The following is a 14197-nucleotide window of genomic DNA, read 5'->3' as shown; positions in this document are numbered from 1 at the left end:
CATCGGGATCACGTCATTTCTGCTAATCGTCGTACGTGATGTCGCCCAGGTCGAGCGTTTCGCCCGCCGGCACGACGAAGTCGCGTTCCATCGTCAAATTGCCTTTGCGCGCTCCGAGCAGCCGGTAGGTTGCACCGGGAATGAGCGCGGGAAACACGACCCGGCCATCGTCATCAGTTTTTGGTCCGTCGTTGTAGTTCACACGATCGATATTTGCCACGAAGTTTTCATCCGCGGCCAATTCCCCCATCCGCTGCGCCAGGTTGTTGTAGCGAAAACCTCCCGGCTTAACGACCAGGTGGAAATTGGGGCGAATCGCGGCCTTGGGCGCGCCATCGGTATCGAGGAAGCGTGCTTTGGCGTCGACACACGGATGCAACACAATTGTCGGTTCGGTGTCAGTGGATTTCAGCTTCACGACGGCGCCCAGGCGGCGCTTCGGCTCCAGGAACAACGTTGGATATTCCACTCCAGATTCCATGCCGGACAGCTCGAACTCATCTCTTTCCGTGGGTTCGGTGTCCCCGTGCCATGTGAGCCAAAAGGGGCGAATGCTCAAGCCAGTAATCACGAGCACTTCATTAACACTTGAACCTTGCTCGTCGACGATTCGGCCATGAATTCGCTCACCGCGCTCGATGGCGATCCGCAATTCGAGCGGTTCCTGCCCGGCCGCAGGATTAACCTTCTCGATCGCATGGGCATAATTGCGCTCGCCACCACGTTTCGATCCGTAAAGCTCGCGACTGCCGATCTCGCGCAGGATGTACGAGCCGTTCGGACCATGCACCAGCAACCGTCCGGGACCCGGCAATACGACGATATTGAATCGGCCCTGCTCGTCGGAAGGGCGCATGTTTTGCCAACCGGTAAGAATTTCCTGTTTTGCGTTGGGATTATTGTCGCTTTCAGGGATGTATTGCACCGAGGCCCCCGCGATCGGTTCGCCTGATTTTCCATCGACGATCGTGCCGCGAGCAAGAATGCCGCGCGACAGCGGGATATCCGCCTTACGTACATGCTCGCCTGTCTGCCAGTCGATGGGCTCGTCCAACGACGTCTTATAGTTCAGATACGGGGTGCCGTCCGGGGCAATCACGTTGAAGCCGAAGCGGATTCCCGGATGGGAACTGATGCGGTAATGGCCCACGTCGTCGGATTCGCCTTTAACGCGCGACATCGAGCCGTATTGCTGTTGACTGGCCCATACCGACACCTTGGCATGCGCAATGGGTTCATTCGTGTCGGCGGCGCGAACGATCCCTTCGAACCATTGCGCCGGCGCCAGCGGCAACACGACTTCTTCGCCGGGCTTTCCATTCTTGACCAGTGGGCGATACGTGGCATCCCGTTCGGTCCGCTCTTCCGGTAAACCAGTATTCAGCGACACTTGCTGTGGGGCGAACTGCTCGTCGCCCAGCACGTCGAGCGAAACGCCGTACCCGGGTGGTACGCCATGAAGTACGAATCGCCCCTCCTTATCAGGCACTGGCGCCGTTAACCACGCCGCGGGATATGTCTTGGTCTGAGTAAAGGCAATGGACTTCTGCCAGTCCCCTCCGCCGTCTTGAGGAGTGATCGCCTGAATCCGCATCGGCACACCGACACCGGGCTGCCCATCAACGTTTACGATGCGAACGCGTATTGATTCCTCCGGCAGCACCTTGAAAGTCACGTCGAATTCACCGTCGCTTAGATTTAGCTTTGCAAAGGCCAGGCCCAAGCCCGTGGCCCGAGCAATGACGTACGCCGATTGATGGGTCTTCGTGGACAGCTTCGGAAACGTGAACGTGAATTGCCCCGCGTCGTCGGTCTTCCCCTCGGCGGGAATTTCTCCGAGTGCGCTGAGGAAACCGCCCGGCTCGTTGACGGTGCGCATCGCAATGACCGCTACATCAGCCCCGACAATGGGCTGACCATCGGCGTTAACAACGCGTCCTCGCACAACTGCGGTCGTGGCTTCCTTCGTGCCAGGCGAAGAAACTATCTTCACGTCTTGCTTTTCACCTGCGGCCGGGGCTGCCGGTTTTGAGTCGATGCGGAACATCAACTTCGTTTTTACGGGCTTTGCATCCGCATCCGCCTCGGCGACGGCCTCGTCCTCGGCCGGCTTGCACGTCAGGTCTCCGCGGTCGACGACCTGGCCCGGCGCGAGGATATCCGTCTTGCCAAATTCCACTTGGCCCAAGTCGTTTGAGTAAGTTGACAACTCATAAGCGATTCCGGGCGGCAGTTCAGGAAGCGAAAACCGCCCTTCGGCGTCCGAGAACAGTGAGTTGATGTTGTGCTCCCACGAACGCCACGAGCGGGTTTTTTGACCAGTGAAGGGATTCCATTTGGCTGTGACACTGATGCCGCGTAGCGGCTTGCCTGACTTATCGACCAGGCGTCCCTTCACAGTGGCACAGGGCTCGAGCTTCAGTTCGTAAGCTTTATCCCCGTCAAAGTCGGACTTCCGAAACTCATGAACGGCGCCTAGGCCCTTCGCGCGCGCCAAAGCAATGACCGGCATGCTTTCCAATTCTTCGAAGCCGCGCAAGATTGTTTCCGATCCGACCGGTTTCACATCACCCCAACCGTTGTATTCGCGGCGGCCATGCGGTGGTCGCAAACGTCGAGCCATCACGCCTGCTACGGGACTTCCTCGCGAGTCGACAAAGCGAATGGGATATCCGGCGAACGAGGGTAGCTCGACATTCAACCGGACGTCTGTATCTTCGGGCATGATATTCACTTCGCGCAGGGCATTGGCCAAATCCGCGGAAGCGAAATGATAGAGATTCAGGTTCCGTTCCTTGCCCCCCTTGAGCCCAGCGATTTGGTCAACGCCGTCAGCCGCCGGATATTCGTCCTGGTCTTCAGCGATAAACAGCAGGACGCCCCGTCCTACAATGGCTGGCAGGCGAAATGAGGCGTCTTCGGCTGTGGGATAGTGATCGTCGTACCCCATGGACGTCATGCCTGGCGTGAAGTTCGAATAGTTGCGCGCCTGCTCGTTGTCGAGAAACGGGTAGTAGCTGACCGCGCCGCGCACCGGTTTGCCGGTGGCTTTTTCGGTCGCACGCCCCGTGATCCAGGCAGCATGCCGCAGCGACACGTCATGTGTGATCGGAGCTAATCCATCCTGTCGAGGTACGCGGAATGTCGTGCGAAAGTAGGGACTGCTCGGGCCCGGAAGAACTTCCAATCTGTGCTGGGCATTTGGCTGCTTTGGCTTGGCGACTCCGTGCAGCACGTATTTGCCTTGCGCGTCGGTCGTCGACGAAACAAAGCCATGCACCCCTAGTAAGCTGTCGCCGAACTGGAAGAGCCGCACTTCGGCGCCGGCGATCGGCGTTCCCTTCTCGGCGTCGGCGATCGTGCCTTGAATTACCTGCTCGGGCTCAACCGTGAGACGGAAATCCGCACCAAAGTATGAAGCGTTCACATAGCGAGGGTCGCCGCTCGGTTCAAAAATGGGAGGCATAGGATACGTAATGATATGGACCCATGATTTGGCCATGCCAGGCCCGGACAATTCGACCTGCAAAAGACGATTGTCTCCCCACACACCAAGGTCAACTCTTCCCTGCGCATCCGTGACGAAGGGGCCAGTGAGTTCGCGCGGGATCGCCCCCATCGGAAATTCAGGGAAATAGACAGCCGCCCGCTTTGAGGACCGCCGACGGTCGGCCTTCGCCTCCATGAGAAGCGTGTTGCCCGATTCACGCGGATTCAGCTTCGCTTTGGCAATCCAACCCGGCATGTCGTCGTGCGGATCGCTAATGCCGATGACGCGCAGCTGGGCACCGACGAGCGGGCGCCCCTCCAGATTAAGGACTTGCCCTTGCGCCTTCACGGTGGCAGGCGGCAACGTCAGCTCGAGATCCTTCTTGGCCTCGGCGGAGCGTGGTTTGCACGTCAGGCCGAAGCCCGGCGCCGTGGCCGCAACGACAAGACTTGTTCGCAAGAATCGCTCGCGATCGGAAAACGGTGCGACCTCCGCCGGATGATCGAGACGAAAGGCACCTTGCGCATCGGTGGTTGTCTCGGCGAGGGTAATATTCTTATTATCCCAAGAGATGTCGGCGATCGTGTAACGCATCAACCAAACCCGCGCCCCGGCGATCGGTTGCCCATCAGGCTGCGTCACGCGTCCAGCGATGACCTGCTTTTCAGCCGGCGATTCTGATTTCGTCACTGGATTGTCTGACGGTGACGCGCCATCCGAAGTCTTCACGATCGCTGGGGATGCAGCTTCGGTCTTATCGGCATTTGCTTGCGCATTGCCGGGCGCTGCGCCAGTGCGCGTCGTGCGGATCAGTACTGGACGTTCATCGGCCGTGATGTCAAATTCGCCCACGTCGATCGTTTCGCCGGGCGCTGGTGTCAGGCCACTAACAATCGAGACCCCGACGATATTGGGCGCGCGGCAGAGAATATCCCACGAGCAGCCGGTCGGCAGGTTTGTGACCCTGAAACGGCCATCTTTGTCGGTGTCCCCGCTGGGGAAGCCGAGTGCGTAGTCGTATTCGCCTGGGATCTGGAATTCGACCTTCGCGGAGGCAAGCGGCTCGCCTTCTTTATCCAGTAAACGGCCGTTGACCGTCGCACAAGGTTGCAATTTGGCCGTGATCGCGACCTCGCCGGTTTCCTGCTTGCCGACCAGAACCGCACTGCCGAGATTGCGACTTTCGTCGTACAGCAGTACTCGACGCTTTTCAGTGGCGCTAAGGCCAACCACGTCGATCTGCGCGGCGGCTCTCTTTTCGATGTGATGCTGCTGCCGCGGCCAGAGGCCCCAAATCTTCGCCCCTTCGAGGGGGAGGTCCTGGACATCGACAAGCTTCAATGTCACGCGCTGGCCGGATGAGCTAACGAAATCGGCCGTCGCTTGCTCGTCTTGATCGCCAATTTGCAATTCACGAACTGCGGTGACACTTTTTGAACGCGGCGAGAACATATACGTCGTCTTGTAGAACGCTTCGTCCTTGGGCAAATCTTTGATCTGATCGATCCCTTGTCCGGCAGGGCAAGGTTCGTCTCTCATGACCCACAAGCCGAGATAGCCGCGCCCTGGCAAGCCGACGATGCGATAATTTCCATCGCTATCGGCTTCGTAGCGCCATTGCGGGCCTGGCAAGCGGTGTGAATTGAATTCCGGCAGGTCCACCATGTGAGGATTGTCGGGATGCGGCACATAAAACAACCGCCCGCCAAGCGCCGCCTTTTCGGTCCCCTGCGCCGTGATGTGGCCCGTGATCAATACACCACGATGCAACGGCAGATCGAACTGCACCGCGGCAAGACCATCGGCCTGCGGCACATCGAACTCTTGCATGAAGTACGGCTGATCATCCTGCGGTAGGGCACAAATACGGTTGCCCTTGCCGCGCGGCATGCCTTCCAATCGATAATGACCGTTTTTGTCCGCCGTCGTCTGCAGGCGGAAATCGCCGGAGACTTTCGCCCCGGCAAGATGCTCGCTCCAAACTCTCACGCCCGGCAGCGGATCTCCGCTCTTCGCATCACGCACCACGCCCTCGATCGGTTGAGACGGTTCGGCGATGTATTGAAATGTCGCGCCGTGAATGGGCACTTCCCCCACGTTGGCGCTGGCATCCCATTTCATAGAGAATGTGCTGAAGGGTTGCGTGATGACGTGCAGGTCGATGGCCACGACACCGCCGCCTGCCAACTTCAAATTGACGAAGCGATTTTGGCCGAGGCCGGTAATGCGAAAGCGACCATCAGCGTCTGTCGTCCATGGTGCCGAAGACGGATCGCTGAGCTTCTTATCACCTGTCGTTAGTTCGAGATGAGGACGTCCGTTTCCTTCCGAACTGTGAAACGGCACGCCACGGCGGAGCGCCGCAACCCACGCGGTAAGGTCGTTTTGCTCGTTGGTAGTGACGCTAAAGATGTCAATCTTTGCGCCGGCGACGGGATTCCCTTCGAGATCGACGATGCGTCCTTCGATCGGTTGGTCGGGCACCAGGCGAATCTTGGCCGGTATGCCAGGCTGAAGGTCGCTGAAGTGCATTCCCGCCATACCGTAACCTGGCGCTCGCGCAACCAGGCGCGCCAGCTTGGCCCAGTTCTTCGGCTTACCGTCGGAGAACTGCGACTTGCTCACTTCCAGGCGGAAATTGCCCTGGGCGTCGGTTTTCGTGCGATCCGGATCGGGGCGTGATTGAAACCACTCCCAGCGATGCCCCTGTAGCGCGACTTCTGCTCCTGCGACCGCGCGGCCCTCGGGATCAAGGACCTGTCCGACAATGACGATCGGTTTTTCAGGCGTCGTCGCGGACTGCTCAGGCACGTCAACCGGCGACGCCGATCTAATGGCGGGCACCCCGATAGGGTTCGTCGTAACGGGCAGCTCTGACTGTGTCTTCGCCGTCGCGTTCTGCTTCGGTTCGGGCCGCACGAGCGTGACGTCGCCGACATCTTTCGGCGGACCGGCTTCGACTGTGACATCCTCGAGCAGGCGACCGTACTGCTCGCCGCCACGTCCTTCGACGGTGTATCTGCGGCCGGGAATCAGCCCACGGATCAGGAAATTGCCATCATCGTCCGTGGCCAGCATGTAATCGGGACCTTCGTGCCGCGAACTGGGTATCCCTTCGCCCGTAAGCTCGATGCGTGCGAGCGCCGCCCCCTGCTTGTCAACCAGTCGTCCGCGAATGCTGCCGGCCGGTGCGAGCTTTATGACAAGGTTCTCGGGCGGCGATCCGGCCAGGTGATAATGCCCAGCCATGTTGCGCTCGGCATTAAAGAAGAACAGCTCGCGCGGCGCGTCGTGATAATAACCTTGCACGTGGAACGTGTTATCGCGGATCGCATGGGTGCGCCAGAAGTCACTGTAGTCGGCGCTGCTCATGATGCCGCCGGGGAGCGGCGCGCCTTGCGGGTCGACGATTTTTCCGTAGACCTCGAGGCCAGCCTCGATCGGCAACGTCAGCTCGATCGACTTGTCCGTGGACGCCGGATTGATTTCGCGAAGCACATGCTCGTTCAGATCGAACAGGCCCATCGGCACGGTGTCGTAGGTTTTGATTTCACCGCCCGAGCCGCCCGCCACGTTTTCTGCGCCCTGCCCCTTGCGATAGTGCGTGTGATCCATCGCCATATACGTCACGATGCCTGGGCCGGGCGGTATTGGCATTTCGAAGCGCCCCTGCGCGTCGGATCGCAGCTCGTAGGCCAATCGGGCGCGGGCAAAGCCTGGATATGATGACAACTGAGGATTCTTGGAGCGCGAGAAGTACTGCACGCGTCCAACGATCGGCTTGCCCGTGACTTTGTCGATGGCCTGACCGCGCAGCCAGATCCCCTGTTTCAACCGGAAATCAAGATCCGACGCCGGGCGATCCAGGGCCAGCGTTACGCCAGCGCCCACTGGCACGTAGCCCGAGGCGGTTGGGGGCCATGCCAGAATTTCTTCGCGCTTGCCGATCGATAGCCCCTCAAGGCGGTAGCGACCGTCGGCATCGGTCTGCGCCGAAACATAAACCTTTCCGAAGCCCATGAAGGTGCCCGTCTGCCCCGCAGTGACTGTTACGCCAGCGACGGGTGCACCGGTGTCCGCGTCCGTGATTCGCCCACTGACCGGCTTCGAGGGACCGGCGGCAAACGTGAATTTGTGGGGATAGACCGTGTCGCTTCTCTCAGCCCCGCCCATGGTACGGTCGGAGAATTCGCCGAAGCGGAGAATTTCGCCAGCGCGGGTGCGCGTTTTTACCAGGCTGGCTTCAATGTCGGGCCCCTGAATTAGCAATTTCGCGACGCGTTCCCGTCCGATGCCGCGAACGGTGAATCGTCCCTCGGCGTCGGTTTTGACATCAGGCACGATCGACGGCAGTTGCCAGGTGTTGATATTGACCGGAAGATGTTGATTGCGCAGCGTGTAAAAGTTTGCCTTGCTGTCGACGGCCGCCTGCTCCCAAGAGTCGAGAGTTCCGCCCCCCTTCGCGATGCTATTGAGCATCACGTCATGCAAGCGCACCCGAGCGCCGGCGACCGGCTTGCCTTCGATCGTCAGCACTTGCCCCACCAGAGGAACGTCGTCCCGCACCAATTGCAGCACGGATGGACCTTGTTCGGACCGACGGGCGCGAACGTTCTCGACGACTTCGGGTGACAGATGTTTTATGGCTTCGCCCGTGGTTTCGAAGTCGATCGAACGTCCCTGGGCAAAGCCACTGCCTGGGGCCGTGGCTACGATACCGCACGAATAGCGAGAGTTCTCGGCAAGTGCGTCAAAGTCCGACGTCCTGGTCGTGAAATCGAACCAACCGTCGGCGTCTGTAACTGCCAGCGGGGCCAGATCGCCGCGTGGCGCTGCTCCCTGTACCCAGTAGTGAAAGAATATCTTGGCGCCCGCCGCGGGTCGGCCGTCGGGATCAACCACGCGGCCACGATAGCGGAGCGTGAGGTCGGGCTCGGGCGTGATGACGGCCGCGATCGGCGGCGCTGCGGTAGAGTTTTCGTTCGGTGCTGATTTGGGATTAACGTCGGCTGGCTTCTTGAATTCCACGGCCGGTGGCGGATTGAGTATCACCGGCTCAGCATCAGCGTTGTCAGCAGTGCCACTAGCGGCTGCTGGGGCCGCATCCTTCGATTTGTTCGCCGACGATGCGCCTACCGCTACTTTTACAACCGGCTTCGACTTTTCGTCAGGCGGAACGAGGGTTATGTCTCCCAGGTCTTTCGTCTCGCCGGCCGTTAGGCTGAGATCGGCGAAGACCCGGCCGAGATCGTATATGTTTTCGCGTGCTTCGACGGTGTACTTTCGGCCTGGCGCTAAACCTTGAATATGGAAGCGGCCTTCCTCGTCGGTGCCGCCGCGGAAGTCTCGCTCGTCGAAGCGCGACGAGCAGATCCCCTCGCCGACGAAAGAGATGCCGGTCGCTGGTTCCCCTTGGCCATTCAACAAGCGACCTTGGACGCTGGCCGCGGGCTGTAATTGAATCGTCAGATCGTGCGGCGCCTCGCCCGCCAGGTGATAGTGCGCGGCCAGGTTCCGTTCGGGGTGGAAGAAATACAGGTCGCGCGGCTCGTCAGGATAGTAGGCCGAGACTTCGAACGAGTCTTTCTCGACCTCTCGCCACACTCCACTCAGGACCTGTCCGTTCATTACGCATCCCGGCAAGGGCTTGCCAGCGGGATCGACGATTCGTCCCGCGAATGTGGCGCCGGGAACAAGCGAAAGATTGGCAACGACCTCAGCCGCGTCAGGGGCAACGTCGATCTGCTTTACTAGATGCTTATTGTGTGAGAACAGGCCATGCGGGACGACCGGGTAGGATCGCATCATCTCGCGCTGCGAGTCCGCCGCGTGCGTCACGCTTTCGACGCCAGCCCCGCGCCGAAATCGGTCGTGCTCGCGGGCCATAAAGCCCAGGATGCCGGCGCCAGGCGGAACGGCGATCTGGAAGTTGCCCTGCTCGTCCGGCCGGCAACCATATTCGCCGCGGAATCGCGAGAAGCCCCGATAGTCCGACAGATGCGGGTTATCCCTGAACGCGTAATAGGCCACCTCGCCATCGAGCGGCTGCCCAGTGCCGGCCTCGCTGACGCGACCGCGCACCCAGATGCCGCGTCGCAACGTAAAGTCGCGCGTGGTCGGTCCTGTGCCGCTGGTCGTCACATCATCGCCGGCTGGCAAGTAGGCCGTCGCCTTCGAAGGCGTGATGTACAGCTTCGTTTCTTCGCCAATCGTCAGCCCTTCGAGCGAATATCGTCCCTCTGCGTCGGTCGTGGACGAGATATACGACTTGCCACTGCCAAGGAACATGCCGAAATGTCCGGCACTAACCTTTACGTCAGCGATCGGTGCGCCGGTTTCCACATCGGTGATGCGTCCGACGACGGGTTGAGCCGGCGCAATGACTTGCAGGAAGTCATTGGCCAGGTAGATCTCGGGGCGACTGCTGGCCGAGCCTTTGCGTTCCGACTCCCGCCACTGGTGCGGAACTTCGACCGTGTGTCCGGCCCGAGTTCGTGCGTGAATCGAAACCGTCTCTAGCCCCGGTCCGGCGATCAACAGGTCCACGACGCGCTCGCGGCCGATGCCATGCAGCGTGAAGCGTCCCTCCGCATCGGTTGTGGCGGGCAGGACAACGGGAAGCCGACTCACGCCCGCAAACAGCGGCACGACATTACGGAGTGAATAATAGTCCGCGCGATCTTCTTTCGCGGCCGCATCCCATGGCGCTAAATCACCCGCGGCGTTATACCAGACCGTTTGAACGGCCACGGTAACGTCCGCGAGTGGTTTGCCCTCCGTCGAAACTAATCGGCCCGTCAGCGGCGCGTCATCGCGCGCCAATTGCAGAACGTTGCCATGTTTTTCCGTTCCGAATTCTTCGAGCTTCTTGTCGTAATCGGAAAGTCGCTTCTGCGCTTCGCCCGTCGTTTCAAAATCCGCCGACGAGCCAGCGGCACAGCCGAAACCGTTAGCCGCGACAGTCAGCCGCGGCGAAAGCCATTGCTTGCCGATATCCAGCGGGAAGTCAGACTTTCGGGTGCTGAAGTCGAACCAGCCATCGTCCCCCGTGACAGGGCGCGGCCGCGCCATGTCATTCGGGTTGTCCTGATCGTGGAAGGAAAGCAGGAAAACTTTCGCCCCGGTCACCGGCTTACCGTCAGGGTCCAACACCCGCCCCCGATAGTGCAGCACTAGCTCGGCTTCGGGGAAATCGGCCGCCTTGGTTGTGTCATTAACCTCTTCCGCAGCCTTCGTCAGCTCGGTCGTGCCTACGGCCTCAAGCCTGACATCACCTAGGTCCTTCGCCTCGCCCGCGGCCACTGGAGAATCAAAGACCAGGTCGCCGAAAATCACGTTCGTCGCAGCACGAGCCATGTACCGCCGGCCGGGAACGAGACCTCGGATGCGAAATCTACCGTCGTCATCCGTCGAGATGGCGAGTTGTCCCAGTCGATCTTTAGGGATATCGAACCAACCGAGCCCCACGTGCGGCAGCGCGGCGCCGCTTTCGTCGAACAAGCGGCCGCGCACGCTAGCGGCCGGCGTCAAGACGACCGTTAATTCCTTGGGAGCCGGTCCTTCCAATCGATGGTAGGCAGCCAGATCTCGGTCCGAGTCATAAAAGAATAGATCGCGAGGCTCGGTTGGGTAGTACGCCAGAACATCGAAGCCTTTGCCATCGACCGTCTCCCAGTATCCGTCGCGATACGTGCTGCCGCACTCAACCTGCGACAGCGCACGCCCTTCACGATCCACAAGACGTACGGATATCGTGGCGCCGGCCTCGGGCAGAAGGTTTACGTCGACGCTCTTTGCGTCGTCGGCGGGATTTACCTGCGCGAGAATCGTGCAGTCTTCCGGCATAAAAAGGCTCGGCACGGCGGCATAGGTCGGCGGGTTGCCAGGACTCATGCGCGGCGGACGCGTGATCGTTTCGACTCCCGCGCCGCGGCGGAAGCGCTTGTAATCGGTCGCCATAAACGAAATAACGCCCGGCCCCGGCGGAATCGCGAGTTGATAATTGCCGGCTTCGTCAGGGTGGCATCGGTGTTCAGAGCTCAGCCAGATGAATCCGGGATACAGCGACAAACTGAGGTTGTTCGCGAACGCGCGATAAGTCAGGACCCCCTCCAGCGGTTGCCCGGACTGCTTCTCAGTGACTTTGCCGCGCAGCCAGACACCGCGTCGCAGTGCAAAATCACACGTCGCCGGCTTTTGGAGCGCCGTGGTGACGCGGGCTCCGATCGGTACATACGGCTCGCCGCCCGGCGGCGTGACGTGCAAAACCTCTTCCTGCCCGACGATCAGGCCGTGCAACGTGTAACGCCCTTGGTCGTCGGTCTGCGTCGTGATGCGCGGTTGAATTCCGCCCGGGCGAAGGTCAAACTTGCCACCGCTGACCAGGACCTGGGCCATCGGCTTTCGCGTTTGCGCATCAATCACGCGCCCTGAAACGGGCTGCGCGTAGGGAATAACCTGCAGGAAATCATTTCCTAAATAAACCTGTCGCGGTTCTAAAGCGCGCGGCGTGGCCGCCCATCGATACGGCAGCGTAACTGCATCTCCGTTGCGCGTGCGCACGTGCAATGGAGTGGCTTCCAACGCATCTCCCGTGATTTCGATATCCGCCAAGCGTTCGCGACCCACGCCATGCAGAGTAAAACGTCCGTCGCGATCCGTAATAGCCGCTGGCAAAATCGATACCATATCATTGGGAAAGCCGCCACGCGGGACGGCGCGATACTGCGCATCCGCGTCGGCCTTGGGCTGGCGGACACCCGTCTCCCAAGCATCCAGGATTCCCTCGGTATTGTAGTAGACGCGCCTCGCGACGACGCGTGCGCCGACAAGGGGCTTACCTTCGGTCGAGACTAACCTTCCGGTCAGTGGTGCGTCGTCGCGCACCAATCGCACGATCGGATCATGCTCGACTAATTGCTCGTCGACCCGACGTCGCGCAACATCTGACATTCGCTTGCGCGCTTCGCCCGTGGTTTCGAAGGCCAGGGACGCCGCCTGAGCGCAACCAAAGCCGTCGGCCGTGATCACGACTCCGGGCGCAAGCCAGCTTGTCGCGACATTAGGCTCGAAGTCGCTGCGGCGGGTTTGGAAATCGAACCAGCCGTCGGCGCCAGTTGCCGCCATACGTCGTGAGGTGCGATCGAGCTGCCGCCCCCAATCGTCGAACGTGAAGAAGACCGCCGCCCCGGCCAGCGGCTTGCCGTCAGGATCCAACACCCGCCCCCGATAGTGCAGCACTAGGTTTGCGTCGGGCACGGCGGCGACTGCCGTGGGAGGCGTGCCGGACGCGACACTCTTTTCGTCTGCATTCTCATCGTTAAGGGGCGCGGTCGCGGATTCGGCGTCGGTCTCAGGGGCCGGAATGCTCTCTTCGGCATTCGTGGATTCAGACGAAGTCCCTCTTCCTGCCGGCCCCAATGCTCCGGTACCCACGGTCGCCGCCAGCCCGCCGCCGACGATCAACGCCAATGCGGTCAAGCTGACCGAAAGTGACAGCCGCCGCGTGCCGTCGAGAATCCGCGCCACGCGCCGCCCCAACAGTGAACGAAACGTCACCAGCGGCACCACGGCGGACGACGCCGGCAGCCACGCGCGCTCGGCCAAACTCACCAGGATATCTGCATAGGCAGTCCGGTCCGCGCCGTGCTGGACGACATAGTCGTCGCACACTTCTTCGGCCGTGGTTTCCATGCGTCGCGACAATCGCCAGACGAGCGGCTGAAAGAATAACAGTGCCGACACCGCCTGACGCGCGACATTCCAAAAACAATCGCGCCGCCGCAAGTGCGCAAGCTCGTGAACGAAGACCGTCGCCAGCGGAACGTCAGGTAGTTCGTCCGGCAGCAGGATCGTAGAGTGCAGCACGCCGGCCAGGCACGGCCCCGGTACGAAGGGGCTCGTCAGCACGGCAGGTGGCCAGACGCCCATCTTTTCAGCGAGTTCCCAACAGAGCTGCTGTTGCTCGGCGATTGCCGGCACTGCTGCTCGACGCAGTCGCAACAAGGCGACGTGGGCAGCAGTCAGACGTAGTAGCAAATGGAATGCGCCGAAAAGCCATACAAGCGCAACCGAAGCGACGATCGTGGCCATCGACGGGTTAATGACCAATGTTGGCACCATTTCGACAATCATGTCGGCCGATTCGGCCGCGGGTCGCGTGTCGATAGGCGGGACGGCAGCCGGAGTTGGTTCGAGCATCGATCCCGGTGCGGGCGATGGCGAGCTTTCGGGTGAAAGTCCAAAGGATTGAGCTTGCTCCGTCGTCGGGCGACGTTCTGTATCAGGCGATTCATCCTCGGTACGTGACAAGCCCGCTAAATCCGGCGCTGTCGAGGGCCAGGTTTCAGACGGATTGCCGGGCTCAATCGGCGGCGACTGCGCGACGCTTACTGGATCCGCCTGGTGGTAGACGGCCACCTGTTGGATCGATGCCACACGCAAGGCGGGCAGCGAAGCGATGCCCAGCGTCAGGCCAAATTGCATCAGCAGCCATGTTGCGAGGGGACAAAGCACGGCCGCGACGAGAGCCGTGCGGTAAATGACCGATGTAAATGCGGCGCCGCGATTAGCGAAACACCGTCCGGCAAGCAAACCGACACCGATCAGCAGTGTGGATTGTACGAACCAATGCCCGGCCAGCTCGCAGATTGTGGCGGCCGATTCGAGCAGCTCGATCCACATGGACGCAAGCATCATCGCAGCGAC

The 14197-nt window shown here is 60.7% G+C and carries 1 protein-coding gene; it reads right to left on the bottom strand.

The genetic code is table 11. The annotated features are described in order from the left end of the window. Positions 1-22: 22 nt before the first annotated feature. Positions 23-14188, bottom strand: coding sequence for a carboxypeptidase regulatory-like domain-containing protein (locus VGN12_04745; GenBank protein ID HEY4308742.1), 14166 nt, complete (start codon positions 14186-14188; stop codon positions 23-25). Positions 14189-14197: the final 9 nt, after the last annotated feature.

The organism is Pirellulales bacterium (assembly GCA_036499395.1).
Taxonomy (GTDB): domain Bacteria; phylum Planctomycetota; class Planctomycetia; order Pirellulales; family JACPPG01; genus JACPPG01.
Note: the sequence above shows the minus strand (reverse complement) of the source record. Positions and strands in the feature narration are given on the sequence as shown.